Raw genomic sequence first — 23,178 nt, 5'->3', positions numbered from 1 at the left:
CGAGACATGACCAATACCCAGAATTCTCCGATCGACGCCTGCGGATTGCCCGCGCTCGATGCCCGACTGAAGGAGGATCTGCGTTTTCTCTCCTATCCCGGCAAGGATTGGGTGCCGCGCCGCGCGGGCGTTACCGACGTGACGATCATCGGCGCCGGCATGTGTGGAATGCTGGCGTGGTTTGCCCTCAGAATGGGCGGGGTGCTGAACACCCGTGTGCTGGACCGCAGCCCCGAAGGCCTGGAGGGGCCCTGGCTGACATATGCGCGGATGGAAACCTTGCGGTCGCCCAAGGAACTCACCGGGCCCTGTTATCGCCAGGGTCCGCTGACCTTTCAGGCCTGGTTCCGGGCACAGTTCGGGAGCGTGGCATGGGAGGCTCTGGATAAGATTCCGCGGCCAATGTGGATGGATTACCTGCGCTGGTATCGGAAAGCTCTGAGCATCCCGGTCGAAAACGGTGTTTCCGTTGATCTGGTTGAGCCCGAGGGCGATCTGTTGCGATTGCGGCTTTCGGGGGCGACAAGCGGCACGGCGCTGACCCGGAAACTGGTTTTAGCCACGGGCCGCGACGGCACCGGCGAGCAGAACATTCCGGGCTTCGTCGACCGCCTGCCCCGCAGGTATTGGGCGCATAGCGCGGACGAGATCGATTTCGGCGCACTCAGAGGTAAGCGCGTGGCCGTGGTCGGGATCGGCGCTTCGGCAGTCGACAACGCCGCGGAGGCGCTGGAGCATGGCGCAGCCGAGGTGCGCCACCTGATCCGCCGCAAAGACATGCCGACGATTAACAAGATGATGGGGATCGGAAGCTTCGGCTTCACCGCGGGCTTTGCGGATCTGTCCGACGAGTGGCGGTGGCGCTTCATGCAATATTCGTTCGCCACCCAGACGCCGGCACCCCATGGTTCGACGCTGCGTGTAAGCCGGCATGACAATGCCTATTTCCACTTCGGCAAGGCGGTGACGTCCACGACCGAGGAAGACGGCGCCGTGCGGGTGAGATTTGCCGATGGCACGTCCTACCTGACGGACTTCATCATCCTAGGAACCGGTTTCACGATCAATCCGCTGTCGCGCGTGGAGTTCGGCGAAGCGGCGGGCGATATCCAGAACTGGCAGGATGTCTATACCCCGCCAAAGGACGAACAATCGGCCGATCTCGGGCGGTTTCCCTATCTCAACCCCGATTTCAGTTTCCGCGAAAAGGTGCCGGGCACCGCGCCGTGGCTCAAGAACGTATATTGCTTCAACTACGGGGCCTCGGCGAGCCTCGGCAAGGTCAGCGGCGATATCCCAGGTGTTTCCGAGGGGGCGGAATGGCTGACCCGCGCGCTTGCATCGACGCTTTATGCCGAAGACGTCGAGGCGCATTGGAAAGGCATGATCGATTACGCCAAGCCGGAACTCGACGGCAGCGAGTGGACGGCGACGGAGCTTGAGACATCGGACGAAGCGGGGCGGGTGGCATGAGCGCTACAGATACCATGCTGGCCGCCGCCGGTATCGACGGAAATGGCCCCGTGGCTGCCGCGGTCGCACACCGGTCGAATATCTTCGAGATGACGGCGGCGGCGGAAGCTGCGGTTCTTCTGCCCCAAGACGCCGGGTCTTGGCCGCATTCCCTGCGCGCCGCCTTGGCCGCGCGGATCGCCACGCTGAACGGAAACGCCGAAGTCGCTCGGCACCACGAATCGGCGGCGGGCGAATTCGCCGGGTTGGCCAATCCCGCAGAGGACGGCATGGCGCTGGGCTTGGGCCCGGTCATTGCCTTCATGGACAAGGTCGCCGCCAATACGCGAGACGTTACGGCAGAGGATATAGCCGCGCTTCAGGATGCAGGTATCGCGGATGCGGATATCGTGCGGCTTTGCGAACTGAATGCCTTCCTTGCCTATCAGCTTCGGGTGGTCGCCGGGCTGCGGCTGATGGCGGGGGATGCGTCATGAGCCAGGTGGTTCGGAAGTTCAGCCGCCGGGTGCCCCAGTGGCGTCCGCGCGTCATGCCCGTGAAGCTGGAGGAGGCCAGCGAGGCGCAGCTCGATGCACTCAGCGTGACGCCGTCGAACACCAAGGTGTCCGATTATGTGCTGACGCTGGCCCATGACGTAGAATCGCTCAAGGTCCGTTCGCCCCTTTTCAACGCGATCATGTACGACGAAGGCGGCATGAGCCGGGCCGAGCGCGAGATCGGGGCGATCGGCGCCTCGATGGTGAACCACTGCATCTATTGTGCCGCAGTTCATGCCGACCGCCACGCGAAGCTGGAAAAAAGCACCGAGGTGACAGATCGGATGTTCCGCAATGGCCGTGACGCCAAGCTGACAGACCGCGACAGGGCGATCTTCGATTTCGCCTTGGCGCTGTCCGAGGCCCCACCGGCGGCCGGAGCGGAGGAGATGCAGGCACTGCGCAAGGCCGGTCTCGACGAAGCGGAGATCTTGGACTTGATCCTGTCGACCGCGCTTTTCGGATGGGCAAACCGCCTAATGCATGTCCTTGGTGACCCCGTTCGCCCCGATGAAGCAGAGGCATGATTTGACGGCGCCGCCAACTTTGCGTCTCATACCATCCGAGAGGGGAAGAACCTGATGGAAGACCGGCTACAGATCGGCATTGCGGGCGCCGGCTCGATCGCCTTCGGAACCGCGGCGCTTTTAAGCGGCAACGGGCATGACCCGATGCTCTGGTCGCCGTCGGGCACGGGCACTGCTGCTCTGGCGGAGGGCGCTGCACTGACGGCTGAAGGCGCGATCGAAGCCGAGCTGACGCCACGCATTGCCGGGTCAGCCCGGCAACTCGCCGAAGAAAACGAACACATTCTCATTGCGCTGCCCGCCTATGGCCACAAGGCAGTGATGGATGCGCTGGCCCCACATATCCGCGACGGCCAGCATGTGATCATTTCTTCCCACGCCTCGCTTGGCGCGATCTATCTTGGCGAACAGCTTGCGGCGCGCGGGATTACGGCCCCGGTCACCGCCTGGGGCACGACGGCCGTGACCGGGCGGAAGCAGTCGGCAACACACGTGCGGGTGAACACGGTGCGCAAGTTGATCGACCTCTGCACTGTGCCGGACGTGTATTCGGACGAGGGGCTGAAGCTTTGTCAACGCCTGTTCGGCGACCGTTTCCAGCCGCGCGATGGTTTGCTTGCGATCTCGCTGTCGAACCTCAACCCCCAGAACCACATGGGGATCGCGCTTGGCAACATGACCCGGATGGAGCGCGGCGAAGACTGGAGCCAGGGACAGAACGTCACGCCGAATGTGGGACGTCTGCTGGAGGCGCTGGATGCTGAACGTCTGGCAATCGCCGATGCTCTGGGCCTGAAGGTGCGGACGATTTTTGAACATTTTCATCTGTCCTTTCATGTGCCGGTCGCCTCTATTTCCGAAATGAACCAGCAGATGCACGCAGAAGGGAACGGCGGCACAGGCCCCGCGACTGCCGACAGCCGCTATGTGACAGAGGATGTCCCGTACGGTCTGGCGCTGACTGCCGCGCTCGGCCGTATGGTCGGACGCCCGGCAGTCTTGCACGCGGCGGGGATTCGCATCTTCTCTGCGATGTACGGGCGCGATTTCATGGCAGAGAACGCGCTTTTGGATGCCATCGACCTGTCGGGCCACTCGCTCGAAGGCCTGAAGGAGGCTGCGAAAACCGGCCTTCTGACCAACCGGGGGGGCGAAACCGCCCTTGCGGATCAATAACCAATCAACTGAAGAGGGAGTTCGAAATGACGAAACTGATAATGGACCGCCGCCGGTTCCTCGGCAGCACCGCGCTTGGTGCGGCCGCATTGGCCAGCCCGGCCTATCTGCGCCGCAGCCACGCGCAAGGCAGCGGGGAAGTGAATGTCTGGACCTACAACCAGTTCGTGCCCGATGCCTTCAAGGAACAGTTCGAGGCAGAGACCGGCATCAAGGTGAACGTCCGCCTCGTCGACGATCAGGGCAAGCAGTTCAACCTTCTGGCCGCCGAGGCGCCGAACCCGACAGTGGATATCGTGACCGTCGCCGGGCATCGGTTCCTGCAGTTCATCGACAGCGAATTGCTGGCGCCCATGGATACCGATCGCCTGTCCAACTGGGGCAACATCAACCCCACCTTCTCGGAAAGCGACTGGGCCACGATCAACGGCAACAAGTGGGGCGCTCCGATCCTCTCGGGCATGGAGGTGTTGTCGTACAACACGGAATACGTATCCGAGGAAGAGGCGCAGACCTGGGATACGCTGTTCAGCGAGAAATACAGCGGACAGACCGCCTATATCATCCAGGATATGATGTCGATCGTGATGCTGATGATGGGCTATGATGGCAACATGGTGGCCTATATGGACGACCCCGATAAGGCCGCGGCGATCGTCGAGGAAGCGAAGAATTTCCTGATCGAGAAGAAGCCGCTCGTCCGCAAGTACTACGACAGTGGTGCGGAAGTGCAGCAGATGTTCATCAACCAGGACATTGTGCTGGGCCATTCCTGGAACGGTCCGGCCGCCGCGCTGATCAATGACGGGTTCCCGCTCGGCATGTCGATCCCGCAGGAAGGTTCCTACGGCTTTGTCTACACGCTGAATATCGCGAACAATGCGCCGAATGCCGACAGCGCCTACAAACTTCTGGATGCGCTGCTGGCATCGCCCGAGATCGGCGCGTCGATGACGAAGGCGTCGGGCTTCATCTCGACGTACAAGGACGCGTCGAACTATCTGACCGATCTGGAGAAGAGATCGACGTCCTTCCCGGAGGAACAACTGGCCAATCTTCAGTTCTTCCGCGCCGAGGCGAACGAGATGAAATACAGGCTCGTCGATCCCGCGGTCGAAGCCGTGAAGGCCGCCTGAGCCTGCACGTATACCCCGCCCCCTTCACGGGGGGCGGGCCTTCCTGACCGACCGGCAAGGGGAACGCCATGAACTCAGAGGTCGCATCCGTGCCTGAACAGCACGGAGCGTTTGACGAAGGTCGCGCCACCTTCTGGGGCCGCCTGGTGCGGTGGGGGCCATACAAGGCCTTTTTCACGCTGGTCTATGCCTCTCCGCGCCGGCAGTTCCTGCTTCTTGCGGCGCTGCCCGTCCTCTGGATCCTGACGCAGCACCTTGGGCCGATGCTTCAGATGCTTCGCGTCAGCCTGACCGATGCCTACCCGGTCGCCCGGGATGCCCAGAGCCACTTCACGCTGGAGCATTACGCGCGCTTCTTCGGCGACAAGATCTTCTGGATGCCATTCTTCCGAACCTTGATCTTCGCCGGCACGTTCACGCTTGCGACGCTTATCATCACCTATCCGGTGGCCTACTTCCTGGCCCGGCATGTCCGCCGTCAAAACCAGCTTCTGTTGCTGCTGCTGCTGCTTGTTCCGTTCTGGGTCGGCGAAATCGTGCGGACCTATGCGATCATGATCCTTCTGGGCAACACCGGGGCAGTCAATCTTGCCCTCAGGTGGCTGGGCCTGATCGATCGGCCGATCCCGTTCATGTACACGAGCTTCTCCATGGGTGTGGGCATCGTCTATCTGACAGCGCTTTACATGCTGCTGCCGCTCTACTCGGCGCTTGAGAAGCTGCCGCGAAGCTACTGGGAGGCAGCGGCAGATCTTGGGGCAGGTGCCTGGACGCGGTTCCGCCGCGTGACGTTGCCGCTTACGCTTGAAGGGATCTCTTCTGGATGCACTCTGGTGTTCCTGATCTCGACGGGGTTCTATGCTACCCCGGTCCTGCTTGGCGGTCCCTCGACAACGGTCTTCGCCGAGACGATCGCGGGCTTCTTCCATGTCGCGGGTGACGAATGGCCGACCGGCGCTGCCTTCGCCACGATCATGTTCCTGGCGGCTCTCGCGATCTCGGCCATCTTCCAGCGGCTGATGCATATGCTCAGGAAAGGGGACACCCGTTGACCCGCAGCACGCGCATCTTTCTGTCCTGCATATACTGGGCCTTCGTCCTTTATGTTTTCGTACCCCTGTTCCTGATGGTTCTGATGGGCTTCAAGGACTCGAAGTTCATCGGTTTCCCGATAAAGTCATGGACGCTCGAGTGGTATCTGGGCGTCTTCGAGGATGCAGAGGTCCTTTCGGTCTTCGGCTATTCTATCGCCATTGCCGTCCTCTCGACGCTGATCTCGATTGCCGTCGGCCTCTGGATCGCCGTCCTGTTGGAAGGGCGGACGTTCTGGGGCAAGGCGGTGATCTTTGGCCTAGCCATCCTGCCCGCGCTCGTGCCCGGGATCATCTCGGCCATCGCGTTCCGCATCTATGCCCGGCTGCTCGGCATCGAACCGGGCATGTTTGCGATCATCTGGTCACACGCCGTTCACAACGTGCCTTTCGTGGTACTCGTGGTGATGGCGCGGCTGTCGACCCTGCCAAAGAGCCAGATCGAGGCGGCGCGCGATCTGGGCGCCGACCCGCTGATCGCCTTCCTCAGGATCACGCTGCCCTATCTGACGCCGGCCATCATGGGCGCAAGCATCTTCTGTCTTCTCCTCAGCTTCGACGATTTCGTACGATCGTTTTTCCTCGGCAGCTATGAACCGACATTGCCGGTGCTCATCTTCGCCAAGCTGCGCTCGGGCATGTCACCGGAAATCAACGCAATAGCCACCGTGGCCCTGGTCCTGACGGCCGTGCTCGGGATCTGGGCTGAACGCTATATGCGCCGCTTGAACAGGGGAGCTGATCGATGAGCAGGGACACTCCGATCGTCCGTGTCGACGGGATCAAGAAAACCTTCGGCAGCGCGGTCGCGCTCCGGGAACTGAACCTCGACATCGCCGAGGGCGAATTCGTGACCTTCCTTGGTCCGTCGGGTTGCGGCAAATCAACGACGCTCCGCATCATGGGCGGGTTCGAACGGCCCGACACCGGTCGCATTCTGCTGGAAGGCGCGGATGTCACACGTCTTCCACCCGACCGGCGAAACGTGAACATGGTGTTCCAGGATTACGCGCTTTTCCCGCACATGACCGTGCGCCAGAATATGGCCTTCGGGCTGGAGCTGAAGGGGATGGGGCGCCCGGCGATCGATGCACGGCTGGACGAATTGATGGCGTTTCTGGAGCTGTCAGACTACGGCGATCGCTATCCCGGCCAGTTGTCCGGCGGTCAGCGTCAGCGCGTCGCCCTGGCGCGGGCACTGGCCCCCGATCCCGCGTTGCTCTTGCTGGACGAGCCGCTTGGTGCGCTCGATGCAAAGCTTCGCGGCCAGGTCCAGCAGGAGTTGAAATCGATCCAGAGGCGCACCGACAAGACATTCGTCTTCGTGACCCACGACCAGGACGAGGCGCTGACCATGTCTGACCGCATCGTGGTCATGAATGCCGGATCCGTCGAACAGGACGGCACGCCGGAAGAGCTTTACTACCATCCCGCCAATCGATTCGTCGCGCAATTCGTGGGAGAGACGAACCTGATCTCGGGTGAGGTGAAAGGCCAGGATGGAGAAGAGGTCTTGATCGACTGGTACGGCGCGGCCCTTCGCGGGCACCGGCGACCGGACGACCCGCATCCGGATGGAATGGCGACCGCCTCGATCCGATTGGAAAGAGTGGGATTGCATCGCGAGAAACCCGAAACAGCGAACGCCATTCAGGCCCGGGTTGTCGGGAAAACCTTTCTCGGAAGCCGCATGATGATGGATCTTCTCGTCGAACAGGCGGCGGGTGCGACGCTGAAAGCGTATGTCGACACAGCGACCGGCAACGCTGTTGGCGATGCGCCGGTCTGGATTGGATGGGACGCCGAAAGCATGGCCGTCTTACGCGACTGAAAAAATGATCATGTGCACCGGAAGGCTGCTGGCCGCCCAGGTATCTTAAGGCCTGAACAGCGCCAGCCCGGGAGTGACGATCACTGGCCTGGCGGCACGAACCGCAGATCCCATCGGTGTCGCCTCACACATCAAACGCATCCGCCCAGTCGGGATTCCGCCTCCGCTCCGCATTCACGTAAGGACAAAGCGGCACGATCTCGAACCCCTCGGCCCGAGCATCCTCAACAAGCCGCCGTACCAGCGCCCGGCCCATGCCGGTGCCCTTGAAGGCGTCCGGCACACCCGTGTGATCGGCGATCACCTTCTGGGGCGAGAGGATCGAATAGGTCAGCTCCGCCTCTTCGCCGCCCCGGCGAATGACATAGCGTCCCTTCGATCCGTCGACCTCGCGCAGGATCTCGAATTCAGACAATCGTGGCCTCGGTGGCCGCGCGGATGTCGTCGGGCGTCACGCCGGGCGCGCATTCCAGGATGTGAAGCCCCTTGTGCCCCACCTCGAGCACGCCGAGGTTCGTGATGATGAGGTCGACCACGGCCTTGCCCGTCAAGGGCAGCGTACACTCCTTAAGCACTTTCGACTCGCCGCGCTTGTTCTGGTGATCCATCACCACGATCACGCGGCCGACGCCGGCCACCAGATCCATCGCGCCGCCCATACCCTTCACGAGCTTGCCGGGGATCATCCAGTTCGCCAGGTCGCCCTTCTCGCTCACTTCCATCGCGCCCAGGATCGCGGCGGCGATCTTGCCGCCCCGGATCATCCCGAAGGAGGTGGCGCTGTCGAAATAAGCGGTGCGTGCCAGTTCCGTGATCGTCTGCTTGCCGGCGTTGATCAGATCGGGGTCTTCGTCGCCTTCAAAGGGGAAGGGGCCCATGCCCAGCATTCCGTTTTCGGATTGCAGGGTGATGTCCTTGTCGCCGACATAGTTCGCCACAAGCGTCGGGATCCCGATGCCGAGGTTCACATACATCCCGTCATCGAGTTCCTTAGCCGCCCGCGCGGCCATCTGGTTACGGTCCCAGGGCATCAGGCTTCCTCCCGCTTGCGCACGGTGCGCTGTTCGATACGCTTTTCGTGCTCGCCCTGGATCAGGCGGTGCACATAGATCCCGGGCAGGTGGATATGGTCGGGGTCAAGGCTGCCGCGCGGCACGATCTCCTCGACTTCCATGATGCAGATCTTGCCGCACATCGCCGCCGGCGGGTTGAAGTTGCGCGCGGTCTTTCGGAACACCGCATTGCCGGTGTCATCGGCCTTCCACGCCTTCACGATCGAGATATCGGCGAAAATGCCTCGTTCGAGGATAAAGGTTTCGCCGTCGAACTCCTTGTGTTCCTTACCCTCGGCGATGACGGTGCCGACGCCGGTCTTGGTATAGAAACCCGGGATCCCCGCACCGCCCGCACGCATCCGTTCGGCAAGCGTCCCTTGCGGATTGAACTCGATCTCAAGCTCGCCTGAAAGGTATTGCCGCATGAATTCGTCGTTCTCGCCGACATAGGACGACATCATCTTCTTGATCTGCTTGGTATCCAGAAGCTTGCCGAGCCCAAACCCGTCGACCCCGCAATTGTTCGAGGCGATCGTCAGATCCTTCACACCGCTCTTCACGATGGCGTCGATCAGAAGCTCGGGTATGCCGCAAAGGCCGAAGCCGCCTGCCGCGATCAGCATGCCGTCATGCAACAGGCCGTCGAGCGCCTCGTCGGCCGAACCGTATATTTTCTTCATGGAATACCCCCGCTGCCGGTGTCGCCGGAGTTGTGGCGAAGGGCAACGGGGAAGTCAATCGCCGCGCCGCGGCACTCAGGTCAGAAGCGCTTCCTCGGTATATTGCGCAGCAAAGGCCGCGTCGGGAGGGATCGGCGTGATCACGTCGATCAGGACACCGTTGGGGTCCTTCGTGATGAAATGCCGCTGCCCAAATGCCTCGTCTCTCAGGGGCAGGCATTCGGGCAAGCCTTCCGCCATCAGCCGCGCATGCACCGCATCCACATCCTCGACCTCGAAGTTCAGGATCAGCCCCGCCGCCCGCCCGCGCCCCTCCGCCGGAATCGTCTCATGCGCCCCGTCGAGGATTGCAAGGTTCACACTCGGCACCTCATCCATCTGCAGATGCACGTACCACTCCGCCTCGAACATCGGGCGGAACCCGAAATACCGGCAATAGAAGGCGGCGGTCCCGGCCACGTTGCCGGTCATGATCACGGGGTAGTACTGGGTCGGATTCATCTTGCACCTTTCGTCCAGAGTTTACATACAGGCTGCATGTTTTAAATCAATAAACATACAGGCTGCACGTATGCAAGAGAAATCGCTCCGCCGATCGAACGAAACCCGCTCGCAGGAGATGCGCGCGCGCCTGATCGCCGCCGCCCGCACGCTCTTCGCCGAGAAAGGATATGCCGAGACCGGAACGCCCGAGATCGTGCGCGCGGCCGATGTCACCCGGGGCGCGCTCTACCATCATTTCGACGACAAGGCGGGGCTGTTCCGCGCGGTGGTCGAGGCCGAGGCTGCCGCAGTCGCTGGCAGCATCGAGGCAGGCGCGCTCAACGGGGAAGGGGGCGACCCGCTTGAGCCCGGCACCCGTGCCTTTTTCGCTGCAATGTCGGTGCCGGGCCGTGCGCGGCTCCTCTTGATCGACGGACCGGCTGTTCTCGGTCCCGCGGAAATGGACAAGATCGACGCCGGAGCAGGTCTTGCCACGCTTCGCGCGGGGCTCGCAAGCCTTCCGGGCGCACCCGCCGGCGAAGATCTCGCGGCCCTTTCCCGGATTCTGTCTGCCGCCTTCGACCGCGCCGCGCTCCACGTCGCAGGGGGTGCAAGTCCCGACCCGTACCTCAACGCCTTCACCTGGCTTTTCTCCAGACTGCGTTAGGCACACCCCTTCATTTTGGCGGAAATACTCCGGGGGGAATCGCCCGAAACGGGCGATGGGGGCAGCGCCCCCTTACCCTTTTGCCCCGCGCCGGTCGTCGCGCAGGTTCGAATACAGCACGTGGTTCCGCCATCGCCCGTTGATCTGCAGATAGGCCTGCGCCACGCCCTCGTACTTGAACCCGCATTTCTCCAGAAGCCCGCGCGAGGCGGCGTTCTCCTTCAGACAGGCCGCCTGGATGCGCGACAGGTCCATCGTCTGGAACGCATAATGCACAACGCCCCGGATCGCTTCAGCCATGAAGCCCTGGCGCGCATGGGCCTCGCCGATCCAATAGCCGAGCGTGGCCGATTGCGAGGGCCCGCGCGAGATATTGTCGAGCGTTATTGCCCCAAGAAGCGCCTCGTCCTGCCGGCGGATCAGGAAAAGCGGCACCGCCGTGCCGCTCGCGACCGATCGTTGCGCCCAGTAGACCCTGTTGGTGAAAGCCTTCCTCGACAGGTGGTCATGCGCCCAGGCCGGTTCCCACGGCACCAGGAACTCGCGGCTCGCCTCGCGCACCGCCACCCAATCCCGGAAATCGCTGTGCTGGGGCGGCCGAAGCGTCATCCGCTCGGTCTCGATCCGCACCCGGCGCCGGCGGGTCAGCATCAGGCGGCAAGCCGCCGGGCCAGCGCCTCGAGTGCGGGGGCACGGTCGATCGGGCCGTAAAGCGCCATCGCCGCCTGGCCCCGCGCCGCCAGCTGTGCAGCAAAGGCGCGCACGTCGCCGGTCGTTACCGCGTCGATCCGTTCCACCGTTTCATCCAGCGTCGGCACACGGCCCCAGATCGCCAGAAGCCGCGCGATCCGTTCGGCCCGCGACGAGGCGCTTTCAAGCCCCATCAGAAGCCCCGCCTTCATCTGGGCACGCGCCCGCGCCACCTCTTCGGGCGATATGTCCTCGCCCGCCCGGCGCATCTCGTCGATGGTCAGCGCGGCAAGTTCCTCGATCTCTTCGGCGCCCGTCCCCGCATAGATGGTCAGAAGACCGCTATCGGCATAGGTGCCCGCCTGGGCGAAGATCGAATAGCAAAGGCCCCGCACCTCCCGCGCTTCCTGAAAAAGCCGCGAAGACATGCCGCCCCCAAGCACGTTTGCGTAGATCTGCGAGGTGTAGAGATCGGGATCGCGATAGCCCGGAATTTCGAGGCCCAGGGTGAAGTGCACCTGCTCGAGATCCCGGGCACGCCGCATCTCGCCGCCCCGGAACACCGCCGGCTCTACGTTCGGGCTCTCGCGCTGCGCGAGATGGCCGAACATTGCCTCCGCAGCCTTGCAGATCGCGTCGTGATCCACCGCACCGGCGGCCGCAACGATCATCTGTTCGGGCCCGTAGCGTTCGCCCACGAAACCTGCGAGATCCTCCCGCGCAAAGCCCCGGACGCGCTGTGCAGGGCCCAGGATCGTGCGGCCCATCGGCTGTTCGGGATAGGCGGCCTCCTGCAGCCAGTCGAAGATGATGTCGTCGGGCGTGTCATGCGCCTGTCCGATTTCCTGCAGGATCACGTGACGCTCGACCTCGATTTCCCGCGGGTCGAAGACCGGGTTGAGCACGATATCGGAAATGACGTCCAGCGCGAGGGCGACGTCATCCTCAAGGACGCGCGCGTAATAGGCCGTCATCTCGCGGCTCGTATAGGCGTTGATATACCCGCCCACATCCTCGATCGCCTCGGCGATCTGAAGCGCAGTGCGCGTCGTCGTCCCCTTGAACGCCATATGTTCCAGGAAATGCGCGATCCCGTTCTGGTCCTCGCGCTCGTGCCGCCCGCCTGCGGTCACCCAGACGCCGATCGAGGCCGATTTGAGCCCCGGCATATGCTCGGTCACGATGCGAAGGCCGTTAGGCAGTGTATGCACGTCAACTGTCACGCCGGCAGTCTCTCCTCGATCAGCTCCTCCACCGCGGCCAAATCATTGGCAACGCGGACCAATCGCTCCGACCGGTCATAAAGGTCCGCCATCCGCTTTGGAAGAGGGGGGCGTGCGCCCGTTGCCGCCTCGACCGCATCGGGGAACTTCGCGGGATGCGCGGTGGCCAGTGTCACCATGGGCCGCGCGCGGTCAATCCGGGTCTCGGCAACCCGCACTCCGACCGCGGAATGGGGGCAAAGCACCTCGCCCGTCCGCCGCGCCATGTCGCGGATCGTGGCGCTCGTTTCCTCCTCCGACACCCTGCCAGAGCCGTAGACCTCGCGGAGGGCCTGAAGCGCGCCCTGGCTCACCGGGAACCCGCCCTTCTCCGCAAGCTCACCCATCAGCTGCGCCACGGCGCCGCCGTCGCGCCCATAGGCTTCGAACAGCGCACGCTCGAAATTCGACGACACCTGAATGTCCATCGACGGGCTGATCGAGGGCGTCACCCCCTCCTTCACATGCGCGCCCGTCTCCAGCGTCCGGTGCAGGATATCGTTCTGGTTCGTCGCGATCACGAGGCGCCCGATGGGAAGCCCCATGCGCTTCGCGATATAGCCCGCGAATATGTCCCCGAAATTGCCCGTGGGTACGGTAAAATCCACCTCGCGATCGGGGGCGCCGAGGCTTGCGGCGGCGGTGAAGTAATAGACGACCTGCGCCAGAACCCGCGCCCAGTTGATCGAGTTCACGGCCGTCAGCCCCACCCGGTCGCGGAAGGCGAAATCGTTGAACATCGCCTTCACCATGGCCTGGCAATCGTCGAAATCGCCATCCAGCGCCAGCGCCTGTACATTGGCCTCCGTAGGCGTGGTCATCTGCCGGCGCTGCACCTCACTCACCCGGCCATCGGGAAAGAGGATATAGACGTCGACGGCATCGAGCCCCCGGAACGCCTCGATCGCCGCCGATCCGGTGTCGCCGCTTGTCGCGCCCACGATGGTGATCCGGTCGCCGGTTTCCTCCAGCGAGGCCTGCATCAGCTGGCCGATCACCTGCATCGCGAAATCCTTGAAGGCCAGTGTCGGGCCGTGGAACAACTCCAGCAGGAAATGGTTCGGCCCAAGCTGAACAAGGGGGGCCCGGGCATCATGGCCGAAACCGCCATAGGCCCGCTCGATCGCACCTTCGAGCGTCGCGTCCGAAAAACTGTCGCCCACGAAGGGGCGCATCACCCGGAACGCGGCCTCTTCATAGCTCACGCCGCGAAGCGCCGCGATGTCGCCCCGGCTCATCGCGGGGATCGTTTCGGGCACGTATAGCCCGCCGTCGCGGGCCAGGCCCGCGCGCATCGCCTCGCCGAAATTCAAGACTGGGGCCTGGCCCCGCGTCGATACATATCTCATGCCGTCTTCCCGTCCCGGGCCTTCAGAAGCCTCAGCACCCAGTATCCCGTCATCGTCATCCAGACGGCCGCAAGGCCGAACCATGTCACAGCGTATTTGAGGTGATCGTTCGGAATGCCGCTCGTGTCCACAGGCAATGGCGTCACGCCCTGGTCCTGAAACGACCTGTCCCGCAGAACGATCAGGATGGGCTCGGTCCGAAGCGCCTCGGCCAGCACCGGCACCTCCCGGGCAAACCAGATATTCGCGGCCCGGTCCGGTTCGGGCGTGAAGCCATCCACCTCTTCCGGCCAGTGCAGGTTCCCGGTCACCGTCACCCTGTCTTTGGGAAGGGCAGGGGCCTCCGCCGCCACCGGGATGAAACCCCGATCCACCAGCACGCGCCGCTCCCCCGTCTCGAAGGGTGAAATCAGGCGATAGCCGGCGCCCGCCCCTTTCCGGCTCACAAGCACCCGGATCGCCTCCGGCCCGAATGCGCCCTCGGCGCTGACCGGCAGATACCGGTCCCGCGCCGGATCTGGCGATTCGGGGAGCGCGACCGGCGCGGCGGCGATCCGCGCCTCGATATCGGCGAGCACGTTTTCCTTCCACTGAAGACGCTGCATCTGCCAGAGCCCGAGGCTCACCAGAACCGCGGCCCCCAGACCCCCGATCAGAAGTGGCGCAATCAGCCGTCCCATCTCGCTCCCAAATTCGAAGGGCGCGGGTTCCCCCACGCCCAATTCATTTTGGCTCAAATACTCTCGCCGAAGGCGGTCGCGCGCAAAGCGCGCGACACCTCCCGTCAGTGTACCGGGCCGCTGCCCCAGATATAGACCGCGAGGAACAGGAACAGCCACACGACGTCGACGAAGTGCCAGTACCAGGCCGCGGCTTCGAAGCCGATGTGCTTCTCGGCGGTGAAGTGACCGGCCCGGACCCTCAGCCAGCACACGAAGAGGAAAATCGTGCCGATGATCACATGCGCGCCGTGAAAGCCGGTCGCCATGAAGAAGGTCGAATAGTACTTGTCGCCATCGGTGACGCCGGCCCCGAACTTCCAGCCTTCGTGCAGGATCAGCTCGGCATATTCATAGGCCTGCAGCCCAGTAAACGCGATCCCGAGGATCCAGCCGATCAGAAGGCCTTGCTCCACGTCCTTCCGGCTGCCGCCATGCACCAGCGCATGGTGCGCCCAGGTCACCGCACAGCCCGAAAGAAGCAGCACCAGGGTGTTGATCAGGGGCAGGTGGAACGGATCGACGAAGTGAATGTCGGGCATCACATAGGACGTCCCGGCATATTCGCTCATCGGGTACATGGCATGCTTGAAGAAGCTCCAGAACCATGCAGCGAAGAACATCACCTCCGACATGATGAACAGGATGAAGCCGTAGCGCAGGCCAAGCCGCACCACCGGGGTGTGATCGCCGATCCGGCTTTCCTTCACCACGTCCGACCACCAGGCGAACATGGTGTAAAGCACGCCCGCGAGGCCGATCAGGAACATCCAGGGGCCGTTGCCGTGGATCCACATGACCGCGCCGAAGAGCATCGTGAAGCCCGATACGGCCCCGACGAAGGGCCAGATCGAGGCGTTCAGGATGTGATAGTCGTGGTTTTTCTCGTGTGCCATCTTGTCTTTTGTCCCTCAGACTGTCGGGCCTAGTTGACGCCGCCGCTCTCGGAGGGGGCCAGCAGGGCCGTATCCTCTTCGACGTCGGTGACGTGGAAAGTATAACTCAGGGTGATGTGCTGCGCATGCTTGCCGTCGGCATCGTTCACGATCTCCGGGTCAACGAAAAAGCTCACGGGCATCGTGACGCGCTCGCCGGGCTGCAGCACCTGGTATTCGAAGCAGAAGCAGTCGATCTTCGTGAAATAGCCGCCTGCCGCATAGGGCGCGACGTTGTAACTGGCCTGGCCCGCCACCACCTGATCCGTCGGATTGTAGGCTTCGTAGAAGGCAAGGCCGGTTTCGCCGATCCGGATCTCCATTTCCCGCTGCACGGGCCGGAATTCCCACGGCATGCCGCGTTCCAGCGAGGCGTCGAACTTGATCGTGATCGTCCGGTCGAGGATTTCGTCGGATCCGGCCTCAGCCACGGATGTCGTTCCGCCGAAACCTGTCACGCGGCAGAACCAGTCGTAAAGCGGCACGCTGGCCCATGCGAGCCCACCCATGAAGACGACCACGCCAAGAAGCTTGGCCACTGTTGTGGTGTTCCGGTTCATTGCGCAGCTGTCCCGTCTGCAGGAACGAGTTCCGGCCTCACCACGTGGTCGAAGCCCTGGATCGGCCCGGTATTGCTCACCTTTGCGACGGTCAGGCCGAACATCACGGCGATGAAAGCCGCAAGCGCCAGCCCCACGCCAAGGTTCCGCGAGAAGCGCCGCTTGTGAAGTTCATGGGTGGCACGGATCGCCATCAGACAATCCCTCCCGACCGCAGGGCGGCGTCCGCCAGAAGCGCTGCGAAATGCGCGAAGAGGTAATAGAGCGAGAACCGGAAGAAGCTTTTCTCGACCGCGTATTTGTCGGTCTCGGCCACCGCTTCGTCCCGCCGCCAGATCCGCGCAGCGCCGATCAGCATCCAGCCGTTCATCAGGATCGCGACGGCAAGGTAGACCGGCCCGCCGATCGAGGTAAGCCCAAGCGCCAGCGCCGCGGGGGCCAGAATGGCGGTGTAGATGAGGATGTGCGCCCGCGTGGCCTTTCGCCCATGGGTCACGGTCAGCATCGGCACGCCCGCGTCGTCGTAATCCGACTTCATGAACAGGGCGAGCGCCCAGAAATGCGGCGGCGTCCACATGAAGATCAGCGCGAACATCAGCCAGGCTTCGACCGAAACGCTGCCCGTTGCGGCAGCCCAGCCGATCACCGGCGGGAAGGCACCCGCGGCGCCGCCGATAACGATGTTCTGTGGCGTCCAACGCTTCAGCCACATGGTGTAGATCACGGCATAGAAGAAGATCGTGAAGGCAAGAAGGCCCGCGGCGACGAGGTTCGTCGCAAGCGCCAGCATCACCACCGACATGCCCGACAGTGCAATGCCGATCGCCAGCGCCTCGTCGGCGCCCACGCGGCCCGCGGGCACGGGGCGCTTGGATGTCCGCCGCATAACCGCATCGATATCCGCATCCCACCACATGTTCAGCGCGCCCGACGCGCCGGCGCCGATCGCGATGAAGAGGATCGCGGAAAACCCGATCATCGGATGGATGCTCGCGGGGGCCACGAGAAGCCCCGCAAGCGCCGTGAACACGACAAGCGACATCACCCGTGGCTTAAGAAGCGCCACGTAATCGCCGAACCGCGCCTCACCCTCCCGGGCCTCTATGATGGTTGCGTCCGTCACCGGGGCTTACTCGGCCGCAGCGACCTGAACGGGCAGGGGCTTGCCGGCAAATTCTTCCGAGGCACGGCCCAGCCACTCTTCATATTGTTCCGGCGTCACGGCCTTCACGGTGATCGGCATATAGGCGTGGTCCTTGCCGCAAAGCTCCGAACACTGGCCGAAATAGACGCCTTCCATTCCGGGCTCGACCTCGAACCAGAGCTCGGCGAGGCGGCCGGGAACGCCGTCCTGCTTCACGCCGAAGGCCGGGATCGTCCAGGAATGGATCACGTCCGCCGCCGTCACCTGCATGACCACGACCTTGCCGGTCGGAATCACCACGGGCTGGTCGGTGGCAAGAAGGTATTCGTCTTCGTTATAGCCGTAATCGGCCAGAAGATCGCGCTCGAGCATGAAGCTGTCGAACGAGATCGAGGCCGGTTCCACGCCCTCAACGCCCGCATCCACGTATTCATACCCCCAGTACCACTGGTAGCCCGTGACCTTGATCGTCACTTCGCCTTCCGGGATCTCCTGCTGATCGAACAGCACCGGCAGCGAGACCGCCCCGATCACCACGAGGATCAGCACCGGAACAAGCGTCCAGGTTACTTCGATCGGCGTATTGTGGGTAAAGGTGGCGGGCGTCGGATTCGACTTCGTATTGTAGCGCAGGATCACGGTGATCAGCAGCGCCAGCACGAAAAGCGTGATGATGGTGATCAGCACCAGAAGGAACGTGTCCAGCCAGATGATATCTTCCATCAGGCCCGTTGCGGGCGTCTGAAAACCCGTGCCCGACGGCTCGGGCTTGCCGATCGTCGGCAGGCCTTCGACCGTGACCTGCGCAAAGGCCGCGAAAGCGGTGAAAAGGCTGACGAAGAATGCCCCGAGGGCCGTGAAGGTGGTCCGTAAACGCATACCCGGTTCCTGTCTTTCGCGGGTGCAGAACACCCGTCTCTTCGCCGTTGCGGGACAGATATCCCGGACGGCGTTGTTTCCGCGCTGGTAGAAATCATATTAGGGAGGGATGAACAAGCGCGACCGGGCGCGGCAAACAGCCGCCTCGGCACTTCCGGCCAGCGCCACACAAAATTGCCCGAAAGGCCTTGCAGTAATGACCGATACGCCCGATTTCCGCCCCTTCGAGACGCACCTTGACGAGGCGGCGGCCCTTCAGCAGGTGCGCGCCGCGACGGCAGGGGCCGACGATGGCGAACTCTTCCTCGAACGTCGCCGGTCCGAGGCGCTGGTCTTCGATGACGGACGAATCAAGACGGCCAGCTATGACGCGGTCGAAGGATTCGGCTTGCGCGCAGTGAATGGCGAGACGGCGGGCTACGCCCATTCGACCGAAATTTCCGAAGCCGCGCTGAAGCGTGCGGTCGATACGGCCCGGCTTGCGGTGGGCGACGGCGGGGGCACGCTCGCCGCGGCACCCCAGGGCACGAACCGCCGGCTTTACACCGATGCCGATCCGATGGCCGATGCAGGCTTTGGCCTCAAGGTCGAGACATTGCGCGAGATCGATGCCTTCGCCCGCGATCTCGATCCCCGCGTGATACAGGTTTCCGCCACGCTTGCGGCCTCCCTGCAAGAGGTGGTGATCCTTCGTCCCGACGGGCTTCTTACCTCCGACACCAGGCCGATGACACGGCTCAACGTCAGCGTGATCGTCGAAGAAAACGGCCGCCGCGAAAGCGGCATGGCGGGCGGTGGCGGGCGCACCGGGCTCACCGGGCTGATCGACCCGGCACACTGGAAGGCCACCGCGCGCGAGGCGCTTCGCATCGCGCTCGTCAATCTGCGGGCCGTGCCCGCGCCTGCCGGCGAGATGGAGGTGGCGCTGGGGGCCGGTTGGCCGGGGATCCTTCTGCACGAGGCCGTGGGCCACGGGCTCGAAGGCGATTTCAACCGCAAGAAAACCTCGGCCTTCGCGGGCCTCATGGGCCAGCAGGTTGCCGCCAAAGGCGTCACCGTGCTCGATGACGGCACGATCCCCGACCGCCGCGGCTCGATCACCGTCGATGACGAGGGCACGCCGTCCTCGAAAACCGTGCTGATCGAAGACGGCATTCTCGTGGGCTACATGCAGGATCGCCAGAACGCGCGCCTCATGGGTGTCGCCCCCACCGGCAACGGCCGCCGCGAAAGCTTCGCCCATATCCCGATGCCCCGGATGACGAACACCTACATGCTTGCGGGCGATGCCGATCCGGGTGCCATCGTCGCCGATCTGAAGGACGGCATCTACGCCGTGGGCTTCGGCGGCGGGCAGGTCGATATCACCTCGGGCAAGTTCGTCTTCTCCTGCACCGAAGCCTACCGTGTGAAGAACGGCGTCGTGGGCGACCCGGTGAAAGGCGCGACCCTTATCGGCGACGGGCCCACCGCGATGCGCCAGATCCGCGCGATCGGCAACGACATGGCGCTCGATCCCGGGATAGGCAATTGCGGGAAAAACGGTCAATGGGTGCCCGTCGGCGTCGGTCAGCCGACGCTTCTGATGGGCGGGTTGACCGTGGGCGGATCGGCGGCGGGGTAGGGCGCGGGGTGCTTTGATGGCCGTGCATGACCTTGGCGCGCTCCGCGAACGTTACCGCCAGCGTCTCGATGGAGGGCCCTTGGTCGAGTCTGCCGGGGATATCCCGGACGACGCAACGCACGCCCACCTCCAGCGCGTAAAAACCTCCCATCGCGGGATCGGCGCGCGAACCGGATTGCGCCACCTCATCGCCCGCGCGACCAACCAGGCGTTCCTGGACGAAATCTGCACGCTGCCCGACCTCGAGGCACTCGATCTCGCCTGGCCCATGCGCGCACCGTATCTCGCACCGTTGCGGAACCTGAAGAAGCTTAAATACCTCGGTCTGGCCTCCCCGTCCAAGGTCACCGATTTTACGCCGATCCTGGAACTTCCCGATCTTGAGATCCTCATGATCGAGAACGCGCAGCACATGACCGATCTCGAGTGGATGCGGCCGCTGCGCAATCGCCTTCGCATTCTGGGAGTTGAGGGAAGCGTCAACAAGCTCCAGCGCATCCCCAGTCTGGCGCCACTGCGCGGATTTGCGTTCGAGGCCTTGTTCCTGATTTCGACGAAACTCGCGGATAAGGATCCCTCCCCTCTCTTCTCCTGCCCGAACCTGCGGTTCCTCGATACGGCGCGGATCTTCTCATGGGACGATTTCGATGCGCTGGAGCGCGAGATGCCGAACCTTGTCTCGCACTGGTTCGACCCGCGGCAGCGCTATTGAAACTTCGGCCTTCAGGCCATCCGAATCAAACAGGCCTTCAGGACCACGGCGGTCGCCAATCGCTCACCTCCCGGATGGACGCTTCCGCCGACCTCGTCTAAGACGCGCTCCGAACGATCCAGAGGAAGCCCGCACATGTCCGGCCACGGCCCCGCCACCCCGATGACCTCCCACCCCGTGACCGGCCTCAAGGGTACGGCAGAGGTGCCCGGCGACAAGTCGATCAGCCACCGCTCGATGATCCTGGGTGCGCTGTCGGTCGGGGAAACCCGCATCGAAGGTCTTCTTGAAGGCGAGGACGTGCTGCGCACCGCCGCCGCCATGCGCGCCTTCGGCGCCGAGGTCACGGATCACGGGGGCGGGTCGTGGTCCGTCCATGGGGTCGGCACCGGTGGCTTTGCCGAGCCCGAGGACGTGGTCGATTGCGGCAACGCGGGCACCGGCGTCCGCCTCATCATGGGGGCCATGGCAACAACCCCGATCACCGCGACGTTCACGGGCGACGCCTCGCTGCGCTCGCGCCCCATGGGCCGGATCACCGAACCCCTTTCGCTCTTTGGCACGGCGGCTTACGGCCGCGCCGGCGGCCTTCTGCCCATGACGCTTCAGGGCGCGGCGTCGCCCGTTCCCGTGCGCTACACCACGCCCGTGCCGTCGGCGCAGGTGAAATCGGCCGTCCTCCTCGCGGGCCTCAATGCGCCCGGCGAAACGGTGGTGATCGAGAAGGAGGCGACCCGCGACCACACTGAACGCATGCTCTCGGGCTTCGGCGCGACGGTCGCGGTCGAGGAAACGCCGGAAGGCCGCGTCATCACGCTGACCGGCCAGCCGGAACTCGTTCCGCAGGACATCACCGTCCCCCGCGATCCGTCCTCCGCGGCCTTCCTCGTCTGTGCCGCGCTCATCACCGAAGGCTCTGACATCCTCGTTCCGAATATCGGCCTCAACCCGACGCGCGCGGGGCTTTTCATCACGCTCCGCGAAATGGGCGCCGATCTGACCTATGAAAACGAGCGCGAGGCGGGCGGCGAACCCGTGGCCGATCTCCGCGCGCGCTTCTCTCCCGATATGAAGGGCATCAACGTGCCGCCCGAGCGCGCGCCGTCGATGATCGACGAGTACCCGATCCTCTCCGTCGTGGCGGCATTCGCCGAGGGCCGCACAATGATGGCAGGCGTGAAGGAACTGCGTGTCAAGGAAAGCGACCGGATCGACGCCATGGCCCGCGGGCTCGAGGCCAACGGCGTCACGGTCGAGGAGGGCGAAGACTGGTGGGCTGTTACCGGCATGGGGCCGAAGGGCGTGCCCGGCGGCGGCACGGCGGCGGCGCGGCTCGATCACCGCATTGCGATGTCGTTCCTCTGTCTCGGTATGGGGGCGCAGAAGCCGGTCAAGGTCGACGATGCCGGCCCCATCGCAACCTCCTTCCCCATCTTCGAGCGTCTGATGGGTGATCTCGGTGCAAGGCTGGTGCGCGAGAACCACTAGCCGCGGCGGCCGAATTGGTTGAAGGCGCGCGCCGTCTGAACGGCGATTGACTGCGCCGTTTTCTCAGACATTCACGCTGATTTCGGGCGACTGTTTGCCAATCGGAAACAGTTTGCCCTCTGCGTTTACAGACTCGCCTGATCCAAGGCGAACCGGGCGTACCATCCCGCCATGGCCGGCCCGATGTCACTCAACGATCTCAACCGCCTTGATACCGAGAGGCGCAATCCGCGCACTGCGGAGATCGACATTTTGCCGCTTCCCGCACTCCTCGCCCGGATCAATGACGAGGACAAGCGTGTGGCCCGCGCGGTCGAGGCCGAACTGCCGCAGATCGCCCACGCCGTCGATCTGACCGTTGCCGCCTTCCGCGCAGATGCCCGGCTTATCTACATCGGCGCCGGAACGAGCGGTCGCCTGGGCGTGCTGGACGCCTCCGAATGTCCACCCACGTTTTCCGTCCCGCCCGGTATGGTCGTGGGGCTCATCGCGGGCGGCGATACCGCGCTCCGCCGTGCGGTGGAGGGGGCCGAGGACAATCGCGAACAGGGGGCCGCCGATCTGCGCGCCATCGGCCTGGCCCGAAACGATGTCGTGGTTGGCATCACGGCAAGCGGGCGCACGCCCTATGTGATCGGCGCGCTCGACATGGCCCGGCAAACCGGCTCCGCCACCGTCGGCCTCACGACCGTCCGGGATTCGGAACTTGCGCGCTGGGCCGATGTCACCATCGCACCCCGCGTGGGGGCCGAGGTTCTGGCCGGCTCGACCCGCATGAAATCGGGCACCGCGCAGAAGCTGGTGCTGAACATGATCAGCACGGCGGCGATGATCCGGATCGGCAAGACCTATCAGAACATGATGGTCGATCTTTCCGTCTCGAACGAAAAGCTCGCAACCCGCGCGGTCAGCATCTTCTGTACCGTCACCGGCGCCCCGGCGGGCGAAGCGCGGCGGCTTCTTAAGAAAAGCGGAAACGATCTGAAGCTCGCGATCCTGATGTACATCACCGGACTTGACCGGGCAGGGGCCAAGGCGCGCCTTGCCGCCACGGACGGCGTGCTTCGGAGGGCGATCGACACATCGGCTGCCGTTACGCTCGAACCGGGCGAATAGCCGGCGCTGCTGTCGCATCCCGCCCGTCTTGCGCCGCGGGCAGAG

At 63.8% G+C, this 23,178-nt stretch carries 26 protein-coding genes; 13 read left to right on the top strand and 13 right to left on the bottom strand.

What is annotated here, in order from left to right; translation table 11 throughout:
• Positions 1 to 6 precede the first annotated feature (6 nt).
• The 8 genes from RXV90_RS06050 to RXV90_RS06015 all read left to right on the top strand — a co-directional run bounded on the left by RXV90_RS06050 (position 7) and on the right by RXV90_RS06015 (position 7,770).
• Positions 7 to 1,473, top strand: coding sequence for an NAD(P)/FAD-dependent oxidoreductase (locus RXV90_RS06050; RefSeq protein WP_316647573.1), 1,467 nt, complete (start codon positions 7 to 9; stop codon positions 1,471 to 1,473).
• Positions 1,470 to 1,949 carry a hypothetical protein gene (locus RXV90_RS06045; protein ID WP_316647572.1) on the top strand — a complete coding sequence of 160 codons (480 nt, stop codon included), beginning with the start codon at positions 1,470 to 1,472 and terminating at the stop codon, positions 1,947 to 1,949. The genes RXV90_RS06050 and RXV90_RS06045 overlap by 4 nt, the downstream gene beginning before the upstream one ends.
• Complete coding sequence (locus tag RXV90_RS06040; RefSeq protein ID WP_316647571.1) at positions 1,946 to 2,536, top strand: peroxidase-related enzyme; 591 nt, start codon at positions 1,946 to 1,948, stop codon at positions 2,534 to 2,536. Before RXV90_RS06045 ends, RXV90_RS06040 begins: the two co-directional genes overlap by 4 nt.
• A 54-nt stretch (positions 2,537 to 2,590) precedes the next feature.
• Positions 2,591 to 3,712, top strand: coding sequence for an NAD/NADP octopine/nopaline dehydrogenase family protein (locus tag RXV90_RS06035; RefSeq protein WP_316647570.1), 1,122 nt, complete (start codon positions 2,591 to 2,593; stop codon positions 3,710 to 3,712).
• Positions 3,713 to 3,738: 26 nt separating this feature from the next.
• Positions 3,739 to 4,848, top strand: coding sequence for an ABC transporter substrate-binding protein (locus RXV90_RS06030; RefSeq protein ID WP_316647568.1), 1,110 nt, complete (start codon positions 3,739 to 3,741; stop codon positions 4,846 to 4,848).
• 68 nt (positions 4,849 to 4,916) lie between these two features.
• Positions 4,917 to 5,900, top strand: coding sequence for an ABC transporter permease (locus RXV90_RS06025; RefSeq protein ID WP_316647567.1), 984 nt, complete (start codon positions 4,917 to 4,919; stop codon positions 5,898 to 5,900).
• Complete coding sequence (locus RXV90_RS06020; RefSeq protein ID WP_316647566.1) at positions 5,897 to 6,688, top strand: ABC transporter permease; 792 nt, start codon at positions 5,897 to 5,899, stop codon at positions 6,686 to 6,688. The genes RXV90_RS06025 and RXV90_RS06020 overlap by 4 nt, the downstream gene beginning before the upstream one ends.
• The gene (locus RXV90_RS06015) at positions 6,685 to 7,770 is read left to right on the top strand and encodes an ABC transporter ATP-binding protein (protein ID WP_316647565.1); all 1,086 of its coding nucleotides are present in this window, start codon (positions 6,685 to 6,687) and stop codon (positions 7,768 to 7,770) included. Before RXV90_RS06020 ends, RXV90_RS06015 begins: the two co-directional genes overlap by 4 nt.
• 124 nt (positions 7,771 to 7,894) lie before the next feature.
• Here RXV90_RS06015 and RXV90_RS06010 read toward each other — a convergent pair whose 3' ends face one another.
• From RXV90_RS06010 to RXV90_RS05995, 4 genes are all read right to left on the bottom strand, one after another.
• The gene (locus RXV90_RS06010) at positions 7,895 to 8,185 is read right to left on the bottom strand and encodes a GNAT family N-acetyltransferase (protein ID WP_316647564.1); all 291 of its coding nucleotides are present in this window, start codon (positions 8,183 to 8,185) and stop codon (positions 7,895 to 7,897) included.
• A complete protein-coding gene (locus RXV90_RS06005) occupies positions 8,178 to 8,801 on the bottom strand; it encodes a 3-oxoacid CoA-transferase subunit B (RefSeq protein ID WP_316647562.1) in 624 nt (207 codons plus the stop codon). Before RXV90_RS06005 ends, RXV90_RS06010 begins: the two co-directional genes overlap by 8 nt.
• The gene (locus RXV90_RS06000) at positions 8,801 to 9,505 is read right to left on the bottom strand and encodes a CoA transferase subunit A (protein WP_316647561.1); all 705 of its coding nucleotides are present in this window, start codon (positions 9,503 to 9,505) and stop codon (positions 8,801 to 8,803) included. The genes RXV90_RS06005 and RXV90_RS06000 overlap by 1 nt, the downstream gene beginning before the upstream one ends.
• Before the next feature lie 75 nt (positions 9,506 to 9,580).
• Complete coding sequence (locus RXV90_RS05995) at positions 9,581 to 10,006, bottom strand: VOC family protein (RefSeq protein ID WP_316647560.1); 426 nt, start codon at positions 10,004 to 10,006, stop codon at positions 9,581 to 9,583.
• 70 nt (positions 10,007 to 10,076) lie between these two features.
• On the opposite strand from RXV90_RS05995, the gene RXV90_RS05990 reads away from it, so the two are divergent.
• Positions 10,077 to 10,655: a TetR/AcrR family transcriptional regulator gene (locus RXV90_RS05990; protein ID WP_316647559.1), complete on the top strand. Its 579-nt coding sequence runs from the start codon at positions 10,077 to 10,079 to the stop codon at positions 10,653 to 10,655.
• 72 nt (positions 10,656 to 10,727) lie between these two features.
• Here the strand turns inward: RXV90_RS05990 and RXV90_RS05985 are convergent, their stop codons facing one another.
• From RXV90_RS05985 to coxB, 9 genes are all read right to left on the bottom strand, one after another.
• Positions 10,728 to 11,306 carry a GNAT family N-acetyltransferase gene (locus tag RXV90_RS05985; protein ID WP_316647557.1) on the bottom strand — a complete coding sequence of 193 codons (579 nt, stop codon included), beginning with the start codon at positions 11,304 to 11,306 and terminating at the stop codon, positions 10,728 to 10,730.
• A complete protein-coding gene (locus RXV90_RS05980) occupies positions 11,306 to 12,568 on the bottom strand; it encodes a M16 family metallopeptidase (RefSeq protein WP_316647555.1) in 1,263 nt (420 codons plus the stop codon). The genes RXV90_RS05985 and RXV90_RS05980 overlap by 1 nt, the downstream gene beginning before the upstream one ends.
• Positions 12,565 to 13,956 carry a threonine synthase gene (gene thrC / locus RXV90_RS05975; protein WP_316647553.1) on the bottom strand — a complete coding sequence of 464 codons (1,392 nt, stop codon included), beginning with the start codon at positions 13,954 to 13,956 and terminating at the stop codon, positions 12,565 to 12,567. Before thrC ends, RXV90_RS05980 begins: the two co-directional genes overlap by 4 nt.
• Positions 13,953 to 14,636, bottom strand: coding sequence for an SURF1 family protein (locus RXV90_RS05970; protein ID WP_316647551.1), 684 nt, complete (start codon positions 14,634 to 14,636; stop codon positions 13,953 to 13,955). Before RXV90_RS05970 ends, thrC begins: the two co-directional genes overlap by 4 nt.
• A 104-nt stretch (positions 14,637 to 14,740) precedes the next feature.
• Positions 14,741 to 15,571, bottom strand: coding sequence for a cytochrome c oxidase subunit 3 (locus RXV90_RS05965; RefSeq protein ID WP_316647549.1), 831 nt, complete (start codon positions 15,569 to 15,571; stop codon positions 14,741 to 14,743).
• Between the two features lie 29 nt (positions 15,572 to 15,600).
• Positions 15,601 to 16,170: a cytochrome c oxidase assembly protein gene (locus RXV90_RS05960; protein WP_316647548.1), complete on the bottom strand. Its 570-nt coding sequence runs from the start codon at positions 16,168 to 16,170 to the stop codon at positions 15,601 to 15,603.
• On the bottom strand, positions 16,167 to 16,364 hold the full coding sequence (locus RXV90_RS05955; protein ID WP_316647547.1) for a hypothetical protein: 198 nt from the start codon (positions 16,362 to 16,364) through the stop codon (positions 16,167 to 16,169). The genes RXV90_RS05960 and RXV90_RS05955 overlap by 4 nt, the downstream gene beginning before the upstream one ends.
• Positions 16,364 to 17,293 (bottom strand): heme o synthase, encoded by a 930-nt coding sequence (gene cyoE / locus RXV90_RS05950; RefSeq protein WP_316647546.1) that lies wholly within the window; start codon positions 17,291 to 17,293, stop codon positions 16,364 to 16,366. Before cyoE ends, RXV90_RS05955 begins: the two co-directional genes overlap by 1 nt.
• Before the next feature lie 6 nt (positions 17,294 to 17,299).
• Positions 17,300 to 18,193 (bottom strand): cytochrome c oxidase subunit II, encoded by an 894-nt coding sequence (gene coxB, locus RXV90_RS05945; protein ID WP_316647542.1) that lies wholly within the window; start codon positions 18,191 to 18,193, stop codon positions 17,300 to 17,302.
• A 196-nt stretch (positions 18,194 to 18,389) separates the two neighbouring features.
• Here coxB and tldD point away from each other — a divergent pair, with 196 nt between their 5' ends.
• The 4 genes from tldD to murQ all read left to right on the top strand — a co-directional run bounded on the left by tldD (position 18,390) and on the right by murQ (position 23,133).
• Complete coding sequence (gene tldD, locus RXV90_RS05940) at positions 18,390 to 19,817, top strand: metalloprotease TldD (protein ID WP_316647540.1); 1,428 nt, start codon at positions 18,390 to 18,392, stop codon at positions 19,815 to 19,817.
• 16 nt (positions 19,818 to 19,833) lie between these two features.
• Positions 19,834 to 20,529, top strand: coding sequence for a leucine-rich repeat domain-containing protein (locus tag RXV90_RS05935; RefSeq protein ID WP_316647537.1), 696 nt, complete (start codon positions 19,834 to 19,836; stop codon positions 20,527 to 20,529).
• A 135-nt stretch (positions 20,530 to 20,664) separates the two neighbouring features.
• Complete coding sequence (aroA, locus tag RXV90_RS05930; protein WP_316647535.1) at positions 20,665 to 22,017, top strand: 3-phosphoshikimate 1-carboxyvinyltransferase; 1,353 nt, start codon at positions 20,665 to 20,667, stop codon at positions 22,015 to 22,017.
• Positions 22,018 to 22,200: 183 nt separating this feature from the next.
• Complete coding sequence (gene murQ / locus RXV90_RS05925) at positions 22,201 to 23,133, top strand: N-acetylmuramic acid 6-phosphate etherase (RefSeq protein WP_316647533.1); 933 nt, start codon at positions 22,201 to 22,203, stop codon at positions 23,131 to 23,133.
• Positions 23,134 to 23,178: the final 45 nt, after the last annotated feature.

The sequence above is a fragment of the Ovoidimarina sediminis genome (genome assembly GCF_032586175.1).
Lineage (GTDB): Bacteria > Pseudomonadota > Alphaproteobacteria > Rhodobacterales > Rhodobacteraceae > Ovoidimarina > Ovoidimarina sediminis.
This window is presented reverse-complemented; position numbering and strand designations above follow the sequence as displayed.

Coding starts and splice junctions, on each gene's coding strand:
- RXV90_RS06050 (WP_316647573.1), top strand. CDS start 7: ATGACCAATACCCAGAATTCTCCGATCGACGCCTGCGGATTGCCCGCG.
- RXV90_RS06045 (WP_316647572.1), top strand. CDS start 1,470: ATGAGCGCTACAGATACCATGCTGGCCGCCGCCGGTATCGACGGAAAT.
- RXV90_RS06040 (WP_316647571.1), top strand. CDS start 1,946: ATGAGCCAGGTGGTTCGGAAGTTCAGCCGCCGGGTGCCCCAGTGGCGT.
- RXV90_RS06035 (WP_316647570.1), top strand. CDS start 2,591: ATGGAAGACCGGCTACAGATCGGCATTGCGGGCGCCGGCTCGATCGCC.
- RXV90_RS06030 (WP_316647568.1), top strand. CDS start 3,739: ATGACGAAACTGATAATGGACCGCCGCCGGTTCCTCGGCAGCACCGCG.
- RXV90_RS06025 (WP_316647567.1), top strand. CDS start 4,917: ATGAACTCAGAGGTCGCATCCGTGCCTGAACAGCACGGAGCGTTTGAC.
- RXV90_RS06015 (WP_316647565.1), top strand. CDS start 6,685: ATGAGCAGGGACACTCCGATCGTCCGTGTCGACGGGATCAAGAAAACC.
- RXV90_RS06005 (WP_316647562.1), bottom strand. CDS start 8,801: ATGCCCTGGGACCGTAACCAGATGGCCGCGCGGGCGGCTAAGGAACTC.
- RXV90_RS06000 (WP_316647561.1), bottom strand. CDS start 9,505: ATGAAGAAAATATACGGTTCGGCCGACGAGGCGCTCGACGGCCTGTTG.
- RXV90_RS05995 (WP_316647560.1), bottom strand. CDS start 10,006: ATGAATCCGACCCAGTACTACCCCGTGATCATGACCGGCAACGTGGCC.
- RXV90_RS05990 (WP_316647559.1), top strand. CDS start 10,077: ATGCAAGAGAAATCGCTCCGCCGATCGAACGAAACCCGCTCGCAGGAG.
- RXV90_RS05985 (WP_316647557.1), bottom strand. CDS start 11,306: ATGCTGACCCGCCGGCGCCGGGTGCGGATCGAGACCGAGCGGATGACG.
- thrC (WP_316647553.1), bottom strand. CDS start 13,956: ATGAGATATGTATCGACGCGGGGCCAGGCCCCAGTCTTGAATTTCGGC.
- RXV90_RS05970 (WP_316647551.1), bottom strand. CDS start 14,636: ATGGGACGGCTGATTGCGCCACTTCTGATCGGGGGTCTGGGGGCCGCG.
- RXV90_RS05965 (WP_316647549.1), bottom strand. CDS start 15,571: ATGGCACACGAGAAAAACCACGACTATCACATCCTGAACGCCTCGATC.
- RXV90_RS05960 (WP_316647548.1), bottom strand. CDS start 16,170: ATGAACCGGAACACCACAACAGTGGCCAAGCTTCTTGGCGTGGTCGTC.
- RXV90_RS05955 (WP_316647547.1), bottom strand. CDS start 16,364: ATGGCGATCCGTGCCACCCATGAACTTCACAAGCGGCGCTTCTCGCGG.
- coxB (WP_316647542.1), bottom strand. CDS start 18,193: ATGCGTTTACGGACCACCTTCACGGCCCTCGGGGCATTCTTCGTCAGC.
- tldD (WP_316647540.1), top strand. CDS start 18,390: ATGACCGATACGCCCGATTTCCGCCCCTTCGAGACGCACCTTGACGAG.
- RXV90_RS05935 (WP_316647537.1), top strand. CDS start 19,834: ATGGCCGTGCATGACCTTGGCGCGCTCCGCGAACGTTACCGCCAGCGT.
- aroA (WP_316647535.1), top strand. CDS start 20,665: ATGTCCGGCCACGGCCCCGCCACCCCGATGACCTCCCACCCCGTGACC.
- murQ (WP_316647533.1), top strand. CDS start 22,201: ATGTCACTCAACGATCTCAACCGCCTTGATACCGAGAGGCGCAATCCG.